The sequence below is a fragment of the Bacillus sp. PK6-026 genome, from assembly GCF_054161455.1.
The window spans coordinates 2,572,361-2,596,312 of record NZ_CP096418.1 but is presented as its reverse complement, the minus strand read 5'-3'; the positions used below and the strand labels follow the sequence as shown (position 1 = coordinate 2,596,312).

The window sequence follows — 23,952 nt, the reverse complement described above, 5'->3', positions numbered from 1 at the left end:
TTGCTGTTTATCTTGTCTCATAAATACGTGTTTCGACAATGTAAAATATAAAATATCCAATTCATAAAAAATTAACCATTATTAAACAATATTCCCATGGAAAATAATGATTATTTTTGATAATCTGTTTTCACAAGACGGAGGTTCAATAAAAAATCGGTAAAAGAGCAACTACAGACCAATATTATGGTGAATATTTTATCAAAAAGGAGAATTTTTATATGGTTGCTAAACATTCATTAGAAAATGGGGTATTTCACAAAATGACAGAGAATGAAAAAGAACTGATCCTACATTTTAACAACACAAAGACCGATTATCCAAAAAACAAGACGCTTCATGAGCTTTTTGAGGAACAGGCCATGAAGACGCCTGACCAGACGGCTCTTGTGTTCGGTGCTCAGCGCATGACCTACAGAGAGCTGAATGAAAAAGCAAACCAAACTGCGAGACTTCTCAGGGAAAAAGGGATCGACAGAGGCTCGATTGCCGCGATGATCGCGGAGCGCTCCTTTGAAATGATCATCGGCATCATTGGCATTTTAAAAGCGGGAGGTGCGTATCTGCCGATCGACCCTGAAACGCCGAAAGACAGAATGGCCTTCATGCTCAGCGACACGAAAGCCGCGGTGCTGCTAACGCAAGGAAAAGCGGCAGACGGAATCGATTGTGAGGCTGACATCGTTCAGCTGGACAAAAAGGCTTCAGATGGATTCAGTAAAGAACCGCTCAGTTCTGTCAATGATTCCGGCGATACCGCCTATATTATCTACACATCAGGTTCCACGGGAACGCCAAAAGGCGTCGTCACCCCGCACTACAGTGTCATAAGGGTCGTTCAAAATACCAATTATATCGATATCACAGAAGACGACGTGATCCTCCAGCTGTCCAATTATTCGTTTGACGGATCAGTGTTCGACATCTTCGGCGCTTTATTAAACGGAGCGTCGCTGGTCATGATTGAGAAGGAAGCGTTATTGAACATCAATAGACTTGGAAGCGCTATCAATGAGGAGAAGGTCAGCGTGATGTTCATTACGACGGCACTATTCAACATGATTGCAGATATTCATGTCGACTGTCTGTCGAATTTACGAAAAATCCTCTTCGGCGGGGAGAGAGCGTCGATTCCGCATGTGAGAAAAGTGCTGAATCATGTCGGCCGGGATAAATTGATTCATGTTTACGGCCCGACGGAAAGCACGGTATATGCGACATATTATTTCATCAATGAAATAGATGAAAAAGCCGATACAATCCCGATCGGCAGCCCGCTGGCGAATACGTCAGTCTTGATCATGGATGAAGCCGGCAAGCTCGTGCCGATCGGGGTTCCCGGAGAGCTGTGCATCGCAGGCGATGGTTTAAGCAAAGGATATTTAAACCGCGAGGAACTGACGGCGGAAAAATTCATCCCGCATCCGTTCATTCCGGGAGAAAGGCTGTACAAAACAGGTGATTTAGCGAAATGGCTGCCTGACGGCAACATCGAATTCATCGGCCGAATCGACCACCAGGTGAAAATCCGCGGTTTCAGGATCGAACTCGGCGAAATCGAAAGCCGGCTGGAGATGCATGAAGACATCAATGAGACGATCGTCATCGTCCGGGAAGACGAAGAAAGCCGCCCGTACATTTGCGCCTATATCACGGCAAATCATGAGATTTCCCTTGATGAGCTGAAAGGATTTTTAGGTGAAAGGCTTCCGGACTACATGATCCCCGCATATTTTGTCAAATTGGACAAGCTGCCCCTCACCAAAAACGGGAAAGTGGACAGAAAAGCCCTGCCTGAGCCGGACAGAACGGCGGGGGCGGAAAACGAATATGAAGCGCCGCGAAATGAAACGGAAGAAAAGCTGGCAGCTGTTTGGCAGGATGTTTTGCACGTTGAAAAAGCGGGCATTCATGATCATTTTGCACAAATGGGCGGACATTCATTGCATGCGATGGAGCTCATCGCCAAAATAAAGGAAAAAATGAATGTTGAAATTCCCCTGCATCAGCTATTTAAGCTTGCGACCATAAAGGAATTGAGCGCTTTTATCGAAGCTAATCAACAAGAAGACAAGGGAGACGGCTTCGTGACAAGGGCTGCCGATCCGGAAAATATCCATGAAACATTCCCGCTTACAGGCATTCAGCTGGCTTATTTAGTTGGAAGAGATGAGTCGTTCGAAATCGGCGGAGTCGCTACGAATTTAACTGTCGAATTTGAAGCTGATGTCGATTTGAATCGATTTCAGCTGACACTGCAAAAATTGATTGACAGGCATCCGATTCTCCGCACGATCGTATTTGAAAACGGAACGCAAAAAATTCTCGAAGCAACACAACGTTATACAATCGAAACTCAGGATTTAAGAGGTTTCACAGAAGAAGAAATCAACGCCAGAATTTTAGAACAGCGGGAGAAGATGACATCAAAGATCATTGATCCAAGTGTATGGCCTTTGTTTGAACTCAAAACGTTTATGCTGCCGGGAGAGAAAAAATATTTTTTCCTCAATGTGGACCCGCTCATTTGCGATGACAGCAGTATGAAACGATTAATCAGGGAGTTTAAACAACTATATGAAAACCCCGGCCTCAAACTGCCTTCACTAGCATACAGCTTCAGAGATTATGTTTTGGCCTCGATCGATTTTAAGCAAACAAGCAGATATCAAAAAGACCAAAAATATTGGCTGGATAAACTGGATCATTTTCCAAGTGCGCCTGAGCTGCCTCTTAAATCAGATCCAGCCCATGTAGCGAAACCTTCGTTCAAGAAGTTTTCAACGTTTTTGGATGGACATACATGGAATGAATTAAAAAAGAAAGCCCGGCATTATCATCTCACGCCGACCTCAGTCCTTTGTGCTGCATATGCCTATATTTTAGCTTATTGGAGCCGGCAAAACCACTTTGCTATCAATTTAACCGTATTTAACAGAATCCCGTTTCATCCGGATGTCAAAAACATGATCGGAGATTTTACCTCTTTAATGCTGCTGGACATCCATGCCGAAGAAAACACGAGCTCTTTCTGGAGATTTGCTTTAAATGTTCAGGACACGCTTTTAGAAGCACTGGAACACAGACATTATGACGGAGTTGATGTGATTAGAAACATCGCCAAAAAGAATGGCATGAATAAAAAAGCGGTCATGCCGATCGTATTCACAAGCGTGCTGAGTGAAAATCCCGACGACTCATTTGACAGTCTTGTCGATTTTGACAACATTCATTTCTTTAGCACGAGAACGTCGCAAGTATACATTGACAACCAAGTATATGAAATAAACGGCGGCCTTTATATTACATGGGACTATGTGGAGCAAATTTTTGAACATGAAGTAATTGAATCGATGTTTGACGAGTATATCGCAGTCATCCAGAAAGCCGTATCCGGCGAGGACGTTTCAACCATCCAAATAAATGAAAAAAGCCGCCAGATGATCAGCGCCTATAATGACACAGATCAATCTTTCGATACCGAGCCCTTGCACGAATTGTTTACCGGCCAGGTTAAACATGGACCTGACAGAGTGGCACTCAAGCATCATGATGAGGTGATGACCTATCAGGAGCTTGACGAAAAATCCAACCAGGTCGCAAGATTTCTCATTGGAAAAGGGGTTGAAAGGGGCGACTATATCGGTGTCATCGGCAAAAGAAGCCTGGGGACGATTGTCAATTTATTGGCTGTATTGAAGACTGGAGCAGCTTATATCCCTCTCGATCCGGATTATCCAGAAGAAAGAAAGGCGTATATCCAATCAAAAAGCAACTGCAAATTCTTCATCAGCCATGACGTGTATGACAAAGAACATATCGAGCGCTTCTCAAAAGCGCCGGTTGACCGAAAAGTCGATTTGGATGACATGGCATATGTCATCTTTACGTCAGGAAGCACAGGCAAGCCAAAAGGCGTTCAGATTACGCATGGTGCCGCAGCGAATACCATTCTCGATATCAATGAAAAATTCAACGTCACAGAACAAGATAACATAATGGGCATTTCCTCATTGTGCTTTGATTTATCTGTTTATGACGTGTTTGGCGCTTTAAGCAGCGGGGCGTCACTTGTCATCATTGATGACCAAAGGGATGTATTCAGTCTGAAAGAGACAGTCGAAAAAGAACGGATTACAATTTGGAATTCTGTTCCGGCGATTATGGGAATGACGGCCGATGTATACCCGGCCAACGAGCTCAATCATCATCTCAGACTCATCCTGCTAAGCGGAGACTGGATACCGCTTCAGCTGCCTGCAACCATAAAGAAGACGTTTAAAAACGCAGAAGTGATTAGTTTGGGAGGCGCAACAGAGGGATCGATCTGGTCGATCTACTATCCGATTCAAAAAGTAGAGGAAGACTGGAAAAGCATTCCTTATGGAAAACCGCTGGCCAATCAAAAAATATACGTATTGAACCAGAATAAACAATTATGTCCCGTCGGTGTCGAAGGAGAGCTGTACATAGGCGGAGCAGGGGTAGCAAGCGGGTATATTCATGATCAAGAAAAAACGGATCATTCATTTATCCATCATCAGGAATTAGGTTACATCTATAAAACGGGTGACTATGGCGTCTTGAAAGAGGACGGTTATGTAGAGTTTCTCGGAAGAAAAGACAGCCAGGTGAAGATCAGAGGCTACAGAGTGGAAATGGGGGAAATTGAAAATACTCTCGTAAGCCATCAGGAGATTACGAAGGCATCGGTTATTGATTACACAAGTCCGGATGGAATCAAAAACTTATACGCTTTTGTTGTAGCAGAGAACGCGATCAGCCAATTAGATGTAAAGGAATTTTTGCAAAAAACGCTGCCTGACTATATGATTCCTGCGAAATTCGTGGAAATTGACAAAATCCCGTTAACTGTAAACGGAAAAGTCGATAAGCGCACGCTCCATGACTTGGCTGAACAGCATACCGCAGATGAAGGTCAACGAGGCGGATCGATGCTGCCGGAGAATGAAACACAAGCCATGCTTCTGGAGATTTGGAAAGATATATTTGGCCTAGACAGCATCAATCTTCATGTCAGCTATTATGAAATCGGCGGAGACTCACTCAAAGCGATATCCATCATCACGGAAATCAACAAACGAATGAATGTTGAGATGCCGATCAGCGAAATCTTTAAAAATGATTCAATCATCGCTTTGGACCACTATTTGAAAAACAGAGAAGAAAGCGATATGGAACATCCGATTCAAACAGCTCACGAAAAAGAGTATTATCCGACATCCCCTGCCCAACAAAGAATGTATATGCTGTCGATGCTGGAAAATGAAAGGGGAGCTTACCATATTCCGATGGCCCTTCTTGTCGAAGGCCGGATAAACGCCATACAGCTTGAAAACGCATTGAAGACATTTTTGCAAAGACATGAAGTTTTGCGAACCGGGTTTGAAATTCAAAACAATGAACTCATCCAAAAAATTTATGAGAATGTCGAATTCCGCCTCGAATACGAGTGCTTAGACGCTTCAATTACAGATCAGCATGCTTTAATGGAGATCACAAGCAGGTACTGTAAAGAATCCATTAAGCCTTTTGATTTGAGCCGGCCGCCTCTTATGAGGGCCAAGCTGATCAAAATCGACGATAATAGGCATATACTGGTCATAAATTTTCACCACATCATCAGTGACGGGGTTTCTCAAGGGATCCTGATGAATGAAATATTGGAACTTTATAGCAATGTGCCATTGCCGGAAGTAAATGTGCAATATAAAGATTATGTGGAATGGAATCATACATTTAATCAATCAGCCGCGATGAAAAAGCAGGAAGCTTATTGGCTTGACGTTTATCGCGATATACCGTCAAAGCTGGACTTTCCTTATGACTATAAACGTCATCATATCGACACGTTTGAAGGAAGCAGCGTGTTTTTGGAAATGGAGCGGGAGCTGTCAGATCATATAAGGAAGCTGGCGAAACACACCGGAACAACTCTTTATACGGTGATGCTGAGCGCATATTATGTGCTTTTAAATAAATATACAAATCAAACAGATATCGTTGTCGGAACGGCTGCTGCGGGAAGGCTGCATCCTGATCTACAAGATGTATTCGGCGTTTTTGTAAATACACTTGCTTTGCGGAACGAGATTGATACTTCCAACAGCTTTAAAGAATTTTTGCAGCAGACGAAAGAGCGTACGATAGCGGCCTTTGACAATTCCGAGTATCCGTTTGATGATTTGATCCGCAAACTCAATGGTGTACGGGAGTCTAACCGCAATCCTTTGTTCGACACGATGTTTGTTCTGGAAGATGCCAGGATGTTTACCAAACAGAAAGGCGATGTCAAGCTGAGTCCGATCATCTTTGAACTGGACAATGCAAAATTTGACATGATCTTTAATGTGTTGGATTTTGAACAAAAGATCGTATTGAACATTGAATATTCGACAAACCTTTTCAAGGAAGAGACGATTCAAAAGATAGCGGAAGATTATTTCAGGATTTTAGAGGAAGTTTCAGAAAACCTTGATGTTACTTTACATCAAATCGATATGATATCCCGTCAAGAAAAACGGACACTTTTAGAGTCCTTCAACCATACAAAGACGGCATATCCAAAAGGAAAAGCAATCCACCAGCTGTTTGAGGAGCAGGTGAATCGAATACCAGATCACACTGCGGTTGTTTTTGAAGATCAAAAACTGACGTACCGACAGTTGAATGAAAAAGCAAATCAAGTGGCAAGGCTGTTGCGAGAAAAAGGTGTCAAGCCGGATACGCTCGTCGGGATCGTGATGGAGCGGTCGTCCGATATGATTGCAGCGGTTCTCGGTGTGCTGAAAGCAGGCGGCGCCTATTTGCCGATTGATCCTGAGTATCCTCTGGAGCGGATGAGATACATGGCTTTTGACAGTGAAGTCAAAGTCATCATCTCTGACGTTCCGCTGGCCGAGGAGCTTACGGCGGAATCGATCGAGTTGATTCATATGGATGATGAGAGGATTGCCGGGCAGGATCGGTCAAACATTGACAATGTCAATCAAAGCGGCGACCTTGCATATGTCATCTATACGTCGGGTTCAACAGGAAAGCCAAAAGGCGTGATGATCGAGCATCAATCATTGATCAACTTGTGCCGCTGGCATCAATCCTGTTTTGAAGTCGGACAAAACGACAACAGCTCGATTTATGCGAGCATCAGCTTCGACGCTTTTGGATGGGAGCTGTTCCCTTATATAACAGCGGGAGCCACCGTTCATGTCCTCAATCAGGAGACAAGGCTGGATGTTGAAAAGCTGAACCGGTATTTTCATAACCATCATATTACGATCAGCTTTTTGCCGACACCAGTCTGCGAACAATTTACAGCGCTTGACAATCATTCGTTAAGAACGCTGTTAACGGGCGGAGATAAATTAAACGTCTTTAAAGAAAAAAGCTATCAAATCGTAAACAACTACGGACCGACGGAGAATACAGTCGTTGCTACAAGTTTTCCAATCGACAAATCGTATCAAAATATTCCGATCGGAAAACCGATCGATAACGTCAAAGTGTATATATTGAACAAAGACCTGCAGCTTTGTCCGCTCGGAGCCAGCGGCGAGCTCTGCATCGCGGGGGAAGGGCTGGCCCGCGGGTATGTAAATAGACCGGAATTGACTCGGGAAAAATTCATCGAAAATCCATTTGTACCCGGGGAAAGAATGTACCGCACAGGTGATCTTGCCAAAATGCTGCCAGATGGAAACATTCAGTTTCTGGGACGGGTTGACCTGCAGGTTAAGATTCGCGGCTATCGGATCGAACCCGGCGAGATCGAGAACCAGCTGCTTAAATATGAAAAGATTGAAGAAGCGGCGGTCATCGCAAGAGAAGACGGAGATCATGACCCGTATCTTTGTGCATATGTAACGGCTAAAAAGGAAGTCGAACAGGAAAAGATCAGAGCGTTTTTAAAGAAAAGCCTTCCGGATTATATGATTCCTCAGCACTTTGTCCAGCTTGACGGGCTGCCGCTTACCGTGAATGGAAAAGTGGACAAGAAAAGCCTTCCGGTTCCGGAACGGAGCATCACAATGGATCGCTGCTATGAAGCGCCGCGGGATCAGATGGAAGAAAAACTTGTTTCCATATGGGAAGAGGCTTTAGGAATCAATAAAATCGGAATCAACAGCAGCTTCTTTGAAGCCGGCGGGCATTCGCTTAAAGCCGCCGCTTTGGTATCAACTATTCATAAAGAACTGAATGTCAAGCTGCCTTTAAGACAAATATTCGATACCCCGACGATTAAAGGGCTGAGGGAATATATCGGTGCGGCGAAGGAAAGTACTTTTACATCGTTAGGAAAAACGGAAGAAAAACCATATTACCGATTGTCTTCAGCGCAAAAAAGGCTCTATATCCTTTCTCAAGCAGGCAGTCATGTTGCATATAACATGCCTTTTGCCATGACGCTCGAAGGCGATTTTGATATCCGCCGATTTGAGAATACATTCAAAAATATGATTAAAAGACATGAATCATTTCGAACTTCATTTGTCATGATCGACGGTGAAGTGATGCAGCAGATTGAAAACGAGATCGATTTTCAAGTCGCATACAGTGACATCGGCAAAGAAAGTGCCGAAGAAAAAATCAAAAGCTTTATCAGGCCGTTTCAATTGGAAAAAGCACCGCTTTTAAGGGCGGAGGTCGTCAAAGTGAATGAACGTGAGCACTTGCTGATGTTCGATATGCACCATATCATTTCCGATGGCGTGTCCACCGACATCTTCATTCAAGAGCTGGGAGCACTGTATGAAGGGAAATCACTGGAACCGTTCGATATTCAATATAAAGATTACGCAGAATGGGAAAATAGCCATGCCCGCACCGAGGAGCTGAAAAGACAGGAAGAATACTGGCTGAAGACGTATAAAGGCGATATCCCGGTCCTTGATCTCCCGACAGATCATAAAAGGCCGCTGACGAAAAGCTCTGAAGGTGACACCGTCACTGCAGCAATCGAAAGTGAAACATTCCGCAAGCTTCAGCATATGGCGAAAGAAAACGGCGTTACGATGTACATGCTTCTGTTGGCCGGTTATACAGCACTGCTTTCCAAATATACAGGTCAGGAAGATATCATCGTCGGGACTCCGGCTGCAGGGAGAAATCATGAGGATATTCAACATCTCATCGGCATGTTTGTCAATACCTTGGCGATCAGAAACCATCCGGAAGGGAAAAAGACTTTCAGACATTATTTGCAAGAGGTAAAAGAAAACACGCTTCAGGCTTATGAAAACCAGGATTATCCGTTTGAAGAGCTTGTAGAAAAAGTAAACATCAAACGGGACATGGCCCGAAACCCGCTCTTTGATACGATGCTCGTGTACCATAACACAGACGTAAAGCCGTTTGAAGCAGAGGGGCTGAGAAGCAGGCTGGTGGAGATCAAGCGCGGCATTTCCAAGTTTGACATCACAGTGACTGCGAGTGAAGCGGCAGACGGATTAAGATTGGAAGTTGAGTATTCAACGACGCTATTCAACAAGGAAAGAATGGAAAGACTATCTGAACACCTGATCAGCTTGTTGGAACAAGCGGCGGATCATCCGGACATTGCCATCAATCAGATAGATGTCCTGACAAAGGGTGAAAGACATCGGGTTCTGTATGATTTTAACCGAACAGACGGTGTGTTCTGCAAAGAGATGACGATACCGGAGCTGTTTGAAAAGCAGGCGGAAAAAACGCCTGATCATCCGGCGGTTGCCTTCGGGGATGAAACGATTTCTTACAGGGAGCTGAATGAAAGGGCGAACAGCCTGGCTTTCACCTTGCGTCAAAAAGGAGTAGGCCCTGATGTGATAGCAGGGATTCTCACAGAACGGTCAATCGAAATGATCGTCGGTATTATGGGTATTTTGAAAGCTGGCGGAGCCTATCTGCCAATCGATCCGGCGTATCCGCAGGAAAGAATAAGCTACATGTTAAAAGACAGCGATGTCAGCGTATTATGCGCGGCAGGCGATGTGGATCTGGGTGAAGCTTATGCCGGAGACATCATCCGGATTGATCAAACCGGACAAAATGACCACGTGGAAAACCTTAAGCATGACATCAAGCCGGAGCATTTGGCATATGTCATCTATACATCGGGATCCACTGGAAAACCGAAAGGCGTCATGATCGAGCATCATAGTGTGAACAATCTTGTTCATGGATTAAATGAAAGAATTTACCATCATCTCGATGCTCATTTAAATGTAGCACTGGTTGCGCCTTATATATTTGATGCCTCTGTCAAACAAATATTCGCAGCGCTTCTCTTCGGGCATACCCTTTGCATCGTCCCGCGCGAGACAGCTTGGGATGCGATGAGTTTAATTGAGTATTATTCGAAAAACAACATCAATGTATCGGACATGACGCCTGCTCATTTAAACATGCTGGCGTATGTAGACAAAACGGAACTCGAATTCGATCTGAAGGAATTGATTGTCGGCGGAGATGCTTTAACACCTGATGTCATAGGCGGCCTATTTCATAAATTCCCGAATCTGTCATGCAATATCACGAATGTATACGGCCCGACAGAGTGCTGTGTTGATGCTGCTTCACATCAAATCGAATCGGGAAAAGTGCCGCAAACACCGTCCATTCCGATCGGCAGACCGCTTCTCAATACAAGCATCTATATTGTGGACAAAGACCTCCACCCTCTGCCGGTTGGGATTGCCGGAGAACTATGCATAGCAGGCGAAGGGGTTGCCAGAGGGTATGTAAACAGACCTGAGCTTACGGCGGAAAAGTTTGTCGACCATCCATTTGAGCCGGGCAAAAAAATGTACAAAACCGGAGATTTGGCGATGTGGCTTCCTGATGGACAGATTGAGTTTTTGGGACGCGCCGATCATCAAGTGAAAATCCGCGGCTATCGAATAGAGCTTGGCGAAGTGGAACAGCAGCTCTTGTCACATGAGAAGATTAAAGAAGCGGCGGTGATCTCAGGAAAGGATCAAAACGGCAACAGCTATTTATGCGCCTATTTCGCGTCTGATCAGGAATTGCCTGCAGCTAATGTCCGACAATTTCTTGAAAGGGAAGTGCCTGATTATATGATTCCGTCCTATTTTGTTAAGCTTGACAGGCTCCCGCGCACCCCAAGCGGTAAAGTGGATAGAAGCGCACTGCCTGAGGCGGACGGCAATTTAATAGAAGGAACTCGGTACGATCCGCCCCGAAATGAAATCGAACAAAAACTCGTGCAAGTCTGGAGAGAGATTCTCGGTGCCGAGGACATCGGGATCAGCCACCATTTCTTTGCGGCAGGGGGAGACTCGATCAAGGCGCTCCAGATCGTTTCCAGGCTGGCAAAGATGAACCTGAAACTTGAGATGAAGGCGCTGTTCGCCAATCCGAAAATAAAGGATCTCAGCCGATTGATCACAGAAGAAACGAGACATCGCAAACATAACAAACCCGTTACAGGTGAGACGGAACTGCTTCCTATCCAAAAGAGATATTTTGCGAACAACAAAGAGGAGCTTGACCACTTCAACCAGTCATTTATGCTCTTTAGAAAAGACGGCTATGACGAAAACTTCGTCAGAACAGCCTTCAATAAAATACTGGAGCAGCATGACGCGTTAAGAATGATCTATGAAGAAAAAGACGGAGACATCATTCAATACAACAGAGGCTATCGTGAAAACTTGTTCGACCTGGATGTTTATGATGTAAGAGGCCTTGACAATCAAGCGGAAAAGGTGTTTGAGCTGGCGACAGGCATTCAAAAAAAATCATCGATTAGAAAAGGAAAACTCGTTCATCTTGGCATCTTCCGGGCTGATGAGGGCGATCACCTGCTCATTGCGATCCATCATCTTGTCGTTGACGGCGTATCGTGGAGAATTTTGTTCGAGGATTTTGAAACATTGTACCTTCAGGCATTGAAAGGCAAACCTCTCGACATCGGATACAAAACGGATTCATACCAAGAGTTCGCCCGTCAATTGAAGAAGTATGCCCAAAGCCGCAGGCTGTTAAAGGAAAGGGAGTATTGGCAAAAGGCCCTGGAAGCGGATGCTCCATTTATTCCTGCTGAAAAGCTTGAACGAGACACGTTTGAACACAGCGCGACCTTGTGCATCAGAATCAGCCCAGACGTGACAGCAAAACTTTTGCGAAACGCAAACAAAGCCTACAACACGGAAATCAACGATATTTTGCTGACGGCATTAATCTCCGCAGTCAGGGATATCACCGGAGAAAACAAATTGAAGGTCATGATGGAAGGGCACGGCAGGGAGGACATCTTAGACGGTGTTGACATCACGAGAACGATCGGCTGGTTTACGACGGTTTATCCGGTCTTTATCGATTTGGGAGAAGAAAAAGAAATATCGCAAAATATCAAAATGGTTAAAGAAACGTTGAGAAAAATACCGAATAAAGGAATCGGCTACGGCGTTTTAAAATACATGACAGAAGAGCTTCAGAAAATACAAACTCAGGCTCCGCTTTCTTTTAACTATTTTGGAGAAATGAACAATGATATGAATAGAAAAGTATTTTCCCAGTCGCCATTTTCACCGGGCGAAAGCATCGGCGGAAAAATCGCTAGGCACTGCGCCGTCGAAATGAATGCGATCTCTTTAAACGGCGAATTGACAATCTATACGACGTTCAACCAGGACCAATACCAAACAAGCGCAATCGAACAACTCAATCAATCATTCAAAGAAAACCTGGAAAAGATCGTCGATCATTGCGTTGATAAAGAAGGATCGGACATGACGCCTTCCGATTATGGCGATGTCTCACTTGGTCTTGAAGAGCTGGAGCGTATTAAAGATAAGTACAGCGCTTTTCAAATCGAAAAGATCTATCCGCTGGCCAACATGCAAAAAGGAATGCTATTTCATAACGCTATGGATCAGACATCAGGGGCATACCTCCAGCAAATTGTCATCGAATTAAAAGGACGTGTCCATCCGGACATTTTAGAAGAAAGCTTTCACGAGATCGTGAAGAGGCATGAAATCTTAAGGGCGTCTTTTGAATATGAAATCACATCCGAACCGAGACAGATTATAGCTAGAGAACGGAAAACGCCTTTCGCATCAATAGATCTGACAGGCGAAAATCGGACTCGCCAGCATAGGTTCATAGAAACATATTTAAAAGAAGATCAGGAAAAAGGCTTTGATCTGAGCAGTGAAGCCCTCATGAGGGTTTGTTTGATCAGAATGAATGACGAATCGTATCGGCTGATTTGGAGTCATCACCACATCCTCCTGGACGGCTGGTGTCTGGGTATTGTTTTGAGCGAGCTGTTCAGTCTATATGGAAAAATAATGAAAGGTGAATCCCGCCGATTAAAAGAGCCGAAGCCGTATGGAGACTATATCAAATGGCTGGAAGAACAAGATAAAGAAGAAGCGGCGGCATACTGGAAGGATTATCTAAAAGGGTATGAGTCGCGGTCTGAACTTCCGGCGTTCAATCGCGGCGCAACGTCAGAAGAATATGGCGGCAAAGAAAAAGTCATATCGTTTTCAAAAGAACTGACAACGAAAATCACCCGGATCGCCAAGACGCATCATGTCACCATCAATACGGTTCTTCAAGGAATTTGGGGCATGATTCTAGCCAAATACAACGATACCGATGAAGTCGTATTCGGAACCGTCGTCTCGGGGCGGGAGGCTCCTGTTGACGGCATCGAAGAGATGGTCGGCTTGTTTATTCATACAATACCGACCCGTGTCAGCTTTGAAGGCGCAAGAAGATTTAAAGAGGTGTTAAAGAAAACACAAGCCGAGTCTATCGAAAGCAATCGATACAGCTATATGAGTTTATCGGAAATTCAGGAACTGAGTGAAATGAAAAGAGAGCTGATCACCCATGTCATGGCCTTTCAAAATTATGCGTTTGATGAAGAGCTGTTCAGAAGCCAATCCGGGGAAAGCGGTTTTGAACTGGAAGGTGTTCATGGAAAAGAACAAACCAACTATGATTTTAATCTGACCGGCGTTTTAGAAAATGAGCAGCTGAAACTCAAATTGACATTTAATGAAAATGTGTATGACGACACCATCATCGAAACATTAGAAAAGCATATCATCACCGTCGCAGAACAAGTGGCGGAAGATGAGACACAAACATTACGAGACATCAACCTTGTGTCAAAAGAAGAAAAACACAGAATTTTACACATATTCAACGACACAAAAACGAATTACCCGAAAGACAAGACGCTTCATGAGCTTTTTGAGGAACAGGCCATGAAGACGCCTGACCAGACGGCTCTTGTGTTCGGTGCTCAGCGCATGACCTACAGAGAGCTGAATAAGAAAGCAAACCAAACCGCGAGACTCCTCAGGGAAAAAGGGATCGGGAGAGGCTCGATTGCCGCGATCATCGCGGACCGCTCCTTTGAGATGATCATCGGCATCATTGGCATTTTAAAAGCGGGAGGTGCGTATCTGCCGATCGATCCTGAAACGCCTAGGGACAGAATCGATTATATGTTGGAAAATAGCGGTGCGGCATTGTTAGTAACAACAGATTCGCTTCTTCAACCATTTGATATAAAAACCGTTGATTTGCGTTCGGACGAGTTGCACTTACTAAGCGGAGAGAATCTTCCGCGTGTGAATTGCTCAAGCGATACAGCGTACATCGTCTACACGTCCGGCTCAACCGGAACACCAAAAGGAGTGGTCATCCCGCATTACAGTGCGGCGAGAGTCGTTCAAAATACCAATTATATCGACATCACAGAAGATGACGCCATTCTCCAGCTGTCCAACTATTCGTTTGACGGATCGGTGTTCGACATCTTCGGCGCTCTCTTAAACGGAGCCTCACTCGTCCTGATCGAAAAAGAGACGGTCTTGAATACACATGAGTTGGCCGAAGTGATTGAGAAAGAACGAGTCAGCGTGATGTTCATTACGACAGCGCTGTTCAATACGCTCGCCGACATCAATATCGGCTGCCTTGCCAAGCTGCGGAAAATCCTTTTCGGCGGGGAGAGAGCGTCGATACCGCATGTGAGAAAAGTGCTGGATCATGTCGGCCGGGATAAATTGATTCATGTTTACGGCCCGACGGAAAGCACGGTATATGCGACATATTATTTCATCAATGAAATAGATGAAAAAGCCGATACAATCCCGATCGGCAGCCCGCTGGCGAATACGTCAGTCTTGATCATGGATGAAGCCGGCAAGCTCGTGCCGATCGGGGTTCCCGGAGAGCTGTGCATCGCAGGCGACGGTTTAAGCAAAGGATATTTAAAGCGCGAGGAACTGACGGCGGAAAAATTCATCCCGCATCCGTTCATTCCGGGAGAAAGGCTGTACAAGACGGGCGATTTAGCGAAATGGCTGCCTGACGGCAATATCGAATTCATCGGCCGAATCGACCATCAGGTGAAAATCCGCGGTTTCAGGATCGAACTCGGCGAAATCGAAAGCCGGTTGGAGATGCATGAAGACATCAACGAGACGATCGTTACCGTCAGAGAAGACGGAGAGAACCGCCCGTACATTTGCGCTTATATCACGGCAAATCGCGAGATTTCCCTTGATGAGCTGAAAGGGTTTTTAGGTGAAAAGCTCCCGGAATACATGATTCCCGCCTATTTCGTGAAAATGGACAAGCTGCCGCTCACCAAAAACGGGAAAGTGGACAGAAAAGCCCTGCCCGAGCCGGACAGAAGCGCAGGAACTGAAGCAGAGTACGAAGCGCCAAGAAATTATGTCGAACAGCGCATCATTTCCATCTTGGAGGACGTACTCGGAACAGAGCGGATGGGTATTTCCTGCCATTTCTTCGACAAGGGGGGCAATTCGCTGAAAGCGATGCAAGCTGTTCATTCCATTAACAAAACGTTTGGCCTTAATATGAGGATCAGCACGTTCTTTAAACATCCGACTGCAAAATCATTAGCGCGTTTTGTATTAACCGCTGAAGCCGAATCGGCCGTTAGTGAGGAGTACGCGGAAGAGGAAGTGTGATGGAATTGCACTGTACAATCTATCATTTGAAATGATAGATTGTACAGCTGCCCCATTTTCCGCAAAAAAACGATACTGATATTGGCCGCAAGTCTGACGAATGGAGTGAGATGAGTATGAGCATAATGGACTTCATAAATGATTTGAAAAAGAAAAATATCACCTTATACCATAACAAGGGCAAAATCAAAATCATCGGTCCTCAAGAATTATTGACGGCTGACTTAAAACAGCAAATCAAGCGGTATAAAGAAGACATCATCGCCGCGCTGGAAGCGTGCGAAACGGACATTGAGCGAAGCTTTCCGAAAGCGGCGCCGTCTAAAAGCGGAACCTATCCTTTGTCAAGAGAACAAAAAAGGATGTTCATTTTAAATCAGCTTGATGACAGCAAAACGGCCTATAACATGCCGCTGGCTGTAAAAATAAACGGTGAAGTTCAAATCAGCCGAATTGAACAGGCATGGAAAGCGCTCATCAAAAGGCATGAATCGTTAAGAACTTCTTTTGTCATGCTCGATGGCGAACCGGTGCAGAAAATCGAACAGGAAGCCGAGTTCCGACTTGAATACAGCGAGTTGGGGGATCAAAGCATTCAGGAGAAAATCAGCCGTTTCATCAAACCTTTTCAATTAGAAAAAGCCCCGCTTTTAAGAGCGGAAATCGTAAAAGTGGATGAAGCTGAGCATATGATGATCGTTGATATGCATCATATCATTTCAGACGGCATCTCTATCGGAATATTAATGAAGGAATTCGCCGACTGCTGTGAAGGCAAAGAATTACCTCCGGTGGCGGTTCAGTATAAAGATTATTCAGAGTGGCAGAAAGACATCGAGCAGCAGAGCCGGTTGAAGAAGCAGGAAGCGTATTGGCTTAACACCTTCCGGGGAGACATTCCGGTATTGAATATGCCGCTTGATTTTCCGAGACCGAAAATCCGAAGCTTTCAAGGGAACAGAACGGTTGTGGAATTGGATCAGGACACCACAAAAAAACTGAAGACGATAGCCGCAAGAAACGGCGTTACAATGTACATGCTTCTTTTGGCAGGCTACACCATTCTGCTGTCAAAATACACCGGACAAGAGGATATCATTGTCGGCTCGCCGATTGCCGGAAGACCGCATGCCGATTTAAACGGGACAATCGGAATGTTTGTCGGCACCCTTGCGCTGAGAAACCGGCCAACGGGGAACATGACATTTAGCGAATATGTCCAAACGGTCAAAAACAATACGCTGAACGCCTATGAAAATCAAGATTATCAATTTGATGCATTGATCGAACATCTGGGCTTGACACAGGACATGAGCAGAAATCCGCTGTTTGATACGATGTTTGATCTGCAGCATGCGGATGATTTCGCATCTGAAGCCGGCGGGGGGCATTTTGACACGTATGATATTCCATTTCATGTCGCGAAATTCGATGTAAGCCTGACGGCATTTTTGCATGGAGACAACCTGAAATTTGATTTTCAATATTGCACGGATCTGTATAAAAAAGAAACGATTGAAAGAATGGCCGGACATTTTTTGAATGTTTTAAAAGACGCTGCTCATCACCCTGAACTGGCGTTAAGCGAGATTAGGATGATGTCGGAAGAGGAGAAAGACATCATCTTACATACATTCAATCATGAGAAGACAGATGGTCCGAAAAACAAGACACTCAGCCGGCTGTTTGAAGAGCGGGCTGAAAAAACACCCGATCACCCCGCTGTTATATTCGAAGATCAGCAATTGACATATAGAGAGCTGAACGAAAAAGCCAACCAATTGGCCTGGCTTTTAAGAGAGAAGGGCGTAAAGCCGGATACAATTGTCGCGATCATGACAGACCGTTCACTCGAGATGATCATCGGAATTATCGGAATTTTAAAAGCCGGCGGAGCCTATCTGCCAATTGATCCGGATTATCCGGAGGACAGAGTCAAATATATGCTGGAAGACAGCGGGGCTGATATGGTCGTCATCCAGGAGCCCTTTAAATCGAAAATAGACGGGCGTCAACTGATAACCGCCGAAGACACCCGATCTTTCAGCAAAGAAAATCTCCCAAATGTCAATAAGGCTTCTGATTTGGCATATGTAATTTATACTTCGGGTTCTTCAGGCAGGCCGAAAGGTGTCATGACGACTCACCGCAATGTCGTTCATTATGTTGATGCTTTTACGAAAAGGATCCCTTTGAGCGAAGATGATACAGTTTTGCAAGTCGTATCCTTTTCATTTGATGCATTTTCTGAAGAAGTCTACCCTATTTTAGCTTGCTCAGGGCGCTTGGTGATCAGCAGAAAAGTAAGCGATCTGAACATTGATGAACTGGTGAAAACGATCGGGAAGCATCGTGTCACACTTGTCAGCTGCTCCCCGCTTCTATTGAATGAAATCGATAAAAATCAGCACTTAACCTTTCATCCGCAGATGAAATTTATTAGTGGAGGCGACGTATTAAAATTTGAGTACGTCGAAAATATCATCAAAGGCGCCGACGTTTACAATTCTTACGGTCCCACGGAAGCGACAGTTTGTGCAACCTATTATCAACTAAGCAGCGCAGACCGCAAAAAAACGAGCATTCCTATCGGCAAGCCTTTAAGCAATTATAAAGTATACATTGCAGATCAATACGGCCGGCCGCAACCGGTTGGAGTACCGGGCGAACTATTGATCGGCGGCGAAGGGGTCGCAAGGGGATACTTGAATCATGAAACATTGACAAAAGCGGCCTTTGTGCTGGACGAATCAGGCGAGAGAGTATATCGTACAGGCGATTTAGCCAGATGGCTGTCTGACGGAAACATCGAGTTTTTAGGCAGAATCGACAGCCAAGTCAAAATCCGCGGCTATCGGATCGAACTGGAAGAAATCGAACACCGGTTGCTGATGAACGACGATATTAATGAAGCCATCGTGGTGGCGAAGGAAGATCAGGAAAACAGCAAATATCTATGCGCCTACATCGCATTCAATAACAAAAACGCAGATATTGAGCAGGTTCAAGAACGTTTGGCGAAGGACCTTCCGGAGTATATGATTCCGTCCTGCTTTATCAAGCTTGATCAAATTCCCCGCACGATCAATGGAAAGGCTGATCTTAAGGCATTGCCGGAGCCGGATCGAGGGGCATTTGCCCAAGCCCGCTACGAAGCCCCGCGCAATCAAACGGAAGCCTTACTTTTATCGATCTGGCAGGATATCTTGCCAGCGGAACAGATCGGGATTAACGACCATTTCTTTGACATCGGCGGACACTCGTTAAAAGCTTTTTCAATGGCCGCGAAAATTCAAGCGGCATTAAAAGTCGAAGTGACGCTAAAGGAAATCTTCAGCCATCCGACGATTAAAGACATCGCAGCTTATATCGTACAAAAACAAAAACAAGTTCAATCCGACATTCTAAAAGCGAAAAAGAAAGAATACTACCCGCTTTCTTCCGCTCAAAAAAGGCTGTACATCCTCAATCAAATCGAAGAAGGCCAAACCGCCTACAATATGCCTTTTGCGATGAAAATAAGAGGTGGGCTCCAAACGAAAAAGGCCGAGAAGGCCTTCAAAACGCTAATCAAAAGACATGAGAGCTTAAGAACATCCTTTGTGACCATCAATGGCGAACCCGTTCAGAATATAAACGAAGAGGTCACATTTGAAATGAAATACCGGGAGCTTGACAATTGCAGCCTTCGGGAACGGATGAATCAATTTATCAGACCGTTTGACCTGGAAAAAGCCCCTCTTCTGAGAGCGGAGCTGGTGAGGGTGAACGCAGCCGAACACATTCTCCTGCTTGATATGCACCATATCATTTCCGATGGCGTATCAATCGGGATCTTGATGAAAGAATGGGCGGCTTTATATGAAGAAAAGGAACTTGCACCGTTAAAGATCCAATATAAAGATTATTCCGAGTGGCAGCGAGAGTCCTGTCAAAAAGACCGGTTGAAAAAACAGGAAGAATACTGGCTATCCGTTTTTCAAGACGCCATCCCTGTTCTGAACATGCCGACAGACTTTCCAAGGCCGCAAATGCAAAGCTATGAAGGAGATCGAATCGCATTTGCAATCGAAAGAGAGCTGACGGATAAGCTGAAAAAAACAGCGAAAGAAAACGGAGTCACGATGTATATGCTGCTGTTGGCCGGGTATACAATACTGCTTTCGAAATACACCGGACAGGAAGATATCATTGTCGGTTCGCCGATTGCGGGGCGAACCCGGGAGGAGTTGGAACAGACGGTCGGGATGTTCGTAGGCACCCTTGCGATGAGAAACCATCCGAAAGGCGGCAGGACATTCATTGAGTATTTGCAAGATGTAAAAGAAAATACGTTTAACGCCTATGAAAATCAAGATTATCCTTTCGATGAACTCGTAGACAAATTAGATTTGGAACGGGACATCAGCAGAAATGCCTTATTTGACACAATGTTTGATATGCAGGCGCTGGATGATGCAGAGCCTGATATAGAGGGATTGCATGTTGAACCCGTTGATTTGGAGTTTCAGATTTCAAAATTCGATTTGTCGCTGGCAGCAGCAGAGTCCGCAGGCGTCATTACGTTTCACCTGGAATTCTGCACAAGGCTGTATAAAAAAGAAACCGCCGAAACGCTGGCGCAGCATTTCGTGAATATCCTAAGAGATATTTCCGATCATCCGCAGAAGCCGTTAAACGAAATCAGCATGCTTTCAGAGGAACAAAGGAACACAGTGCTGTATCAATTTAATGATACGAACGCCGAACACCCGTCGGGAATTTTTTCTGAGCTGTTTGAAGAGCAGGCCGAAAAATCACCGAATCATCCGGCGGCGGTCTTCAAAGATCATATGTTGACATACCGCGAATTAAATGAAAAAGCGAATCAATTGGCCAGAACATTGCGGAAAAAAGGGGTTCAGCGGGAGTCAGTAGTCGGAATCATGGCGGAGCGTTCGTTGGAAATGGTGACAGGCATATTGGCGGTTCTAAAGGCCGGCGGGGCGTACATGCCGATCGATCCGGGGCTTCCGAAAGAGCGCATCCAATATCTTATCACGGATAGCGGAGCTGATCTTTTGCTGACCCAGCATCAGCTTATTGGCAGCATCAGCTTTGCCGGAGAAATCATCCAAATCGATCAGGCCGATGCTTACGACACGGATGGAAGCAATCTGGAGCATCTTAATTCCCCCGGTGATTTGGCATACGTCATCTATACCTCGGGTACGACGGGAAACCCGAAAGGCGTGATGGTCGAGCACCGCAATATCATTCATGCCCACTATACTTGGAGAAAGCACTATGAATTGGCATTTTCAGTTAACCTGCTCCAGCTTGCCAGCATGTCGTTTGATGTATTCGCAGGAGATTTATGCCGCAGTCTTCTCAACGGCGGAACAATGTATATGGTCCCGGATGATGTCAAACTGGAAATGAATCTGCTGTATGACATGATCAACAAATACGGCATTCATATGTTGGAATCGACGCCAAGCCTGATCATTCCTTTGATGAAATATATCGATCATCACAAGCTTGACCTTTCAAGCATGAAGCTGTTGATCATGGGTTCTGACACTTGCACGATCAAAGATTATAAGTGGCTCGTTGAACGGTTCGGACAAAGGATGAGAATCATCAACAGCTATGGCGTCACAGAAGCTTCTGTCGATTCCGGCTATTATGAAGAAGCTTTGGATCGGATTCCAGAGATTGCGAATACGCCGATAGGAAAGCCGCTGGACAATACAGCATTTTATATATTGGATTCCTCATTAAACCCGCAGCCGGTCGGCGTTTATGGTGAGTTGTACATCGGCGGTGAAGGGGTCGCGAGGGGATACTTAAACAAACCGGAACTCACGAAGGAAAGGTTTGTTCCAAATCGTTTTGCCGCCGGGGGGAAGATGTATAAAACGGGAGACTTGGCAAGGTGGCTGCCTGATGGAAATGTCGAATTCCTCGGGAGAATCGATCACCAAGTCAAGATTCGCGGTTTCAGAATAGAAACAGGCGAAATTGAAACGAAGCTTTTGGAAAATCAAAACATCAGCGAAGCTGTCGTTATAGACCGGGAAGACAAGAAAGGACATAAGTACCTGTGCGCCTATATTGTCGCTCGAGCGAAAACAAACGCAAATGAACTGAGGGAATATTTGTCCGATCATTTACCGGATTATATGCTCCCTTCCTATTTTATTCAAATCAACAAGATGCCCCTCACGCCAAACGGAAAGATCGATCGAAAAGCGCTTCCTGAACCTGCCGGAGACGCCATAGCGGCAAGCGGATATAAAGCGCCGCGCAATGAAACGGAAGAAAAGCTGGCCGCTGTTTGGCAGGAGGTGCTGGACAGGGACAAAATCGGAATCAACGATAATTTTTTTGAAATCGGGGGAGATTCAATTAAGGCTCTGCAAATCGTTTCAAAATTATCAAGAGCCGATCTCAAGCTTCAGGTTAAAGATCTGTTTACCAATCCGTCCATCAGACACCTCAGTAAATATGTCAAAAAAGAAACGAAAGCTCGCACCAGCGAAATCGTGCAAGGGCAAGTGCCGCTGACTCCTGTGCAAAGGTCGTTTTTTGAAGCGAATCAAAGGGAGCAAAACCATTATAATCAAGCGTTTATGCTCTACAGGGAAAACGGGTTTGCTGAAAGGATCGTCGAAAAGGTTATCCGTAAACTCACAGAACACCATGATGCATTACGGATGGTCTATCGGGAGAAGAACGGTGAAATCATTCAGCATAACCGCGGCTTGGAAGACAGCGTCTTCGATCTGAATGTCTATGATTTGAAAACGGAAAAAAATCTCGAGGAAACTGTTTATCAGATAGCGACGAATATTCAAAAAGACATATCCATCAGCGAGGGCAAAATGATCAAGCTCTGCGTGTTTAATACAACGGAGGGAGACCATCTGCTGATTGCGATCCATCACCTTTTGGTAGACGGCGTGTCCTGGAGAATATTGTTCGAGGATTTTGAAGCGGCATACGGTCAAGCCCTGCAAGGCAAACCGATAGAGCTCGGTTATAAAACGGATTCGTACAAAACGTTTTCCGAAAAACTGGCTGAGTACGCAAGCAGCAAAAAGCTCCTGAAAGAACAAGAATATTGGCGGGAGATATCCAAAGGAAAGATGGCATTCCTCCCTAAACATCGCCAAGCGGTACATGATAACTATGAAAATAGCAGAACACTCAGAATATCCCTCAGCCAAATGGAGACGGAACAGCTCCTGAAAGAGGCGCATAAAGCATACAATACGCAGATTAATGATCTCCTTTTAACGGCTTTGTTGATCGCCTCAAGGCAGCTGACGGGGGAAAACAGGCTGAAAATTCTTATGGAAGGCCATGGAAGAGATGATATTTTGCAAGATGTGGATATTACGAGAACGGTCGGCTGGTTCACCGCAATGTATCCGGTATTCATCGACTTAGAAGATGAAACAGACTTGTCTGTGATGATTAAGATCGTGAAAGAAACTTTGCGGAAAATACCGAATAACGGAATTGGATACGGCATCCTCAAGTATTTGAGAAAAGACGAAGGGCTTATAAAGGATGAAAAGCCTCCGATCTTATTCAATTATCTTGGTGAGCTCGATCATGATCTGACGACTGAACAATTTTCATCGTCAAAGCTTTCAACAGGTCAAAGCATCGGAGAAAAAAGTGCAAGAGATGCTTCTGTTGAAATCGATTCAGTTGTTGTCGGCAGGCAATTGATGATCAGTACGACATTTAACGAATACGAGTATTCTCCAGATACGATCAGCGAATTGAATCAAGCATTCAAAGAAAGTTTGCAAATGGTCATCAGCCATTGTACGGGCAAAAATGAAACCGAAAAAACGTCCTCTGACTACGGTTATGACAAACTCTCGTTGGAAGATCTTGAAGAATTATTAAATGAATATGAATCTATCGACAGCTAGACATCATGAAAAAAGCTAAAGAAGCCCCCTTGAAA

General features: G+C 44.9%; 2 protein-coding genes. Both read left to right on the top strand.

The window, feature by feature from the left end:
• The first annotated feature begins 221 nt into the window (after positions 1-221).
• Positions 222-15,986, top strand: coding sequence for a bacitracin non-ribosomal peptide synthetase BacA (gene bacA / locus M1D59_RS13105; protein ID WP_458117459.1), 15,765 nt, complete (start codon positions 222-224; stop codon positions 15,984-15,986).
• 116 nt (positions 15,987-16,102) lie between these two features.
• Positions 16,103-23,917, top strand: coding sequence for a bacitracin non-ribosomal peptide synthetase BacB (gene bacB / locus M1D59_RS13100; protein WP_458117458.1), 7,815 nt, complete (start codon positions 16,103-16,105; stop codon positions 23,915-23,917).
• The last annotated feature ends 35 nt before the right edge of the window (positions 23,918-23,952 follow it).

Excerpts from the sequence above, each read along its gene's own strand:
- bacA (WP_458117459.1), top strand. The coding sequence starts at position 222 with ATGGTTGCTAAACATTCATTAGAAAATGGGGTATTTCACAAAATGACA.
- bacB (WP_458117458.1), top strand. The coding sequence starts at position 16,103 with ATGAGCATAATGGACTTCATAAATGATTTGAAAAAGAAAAATATCACC.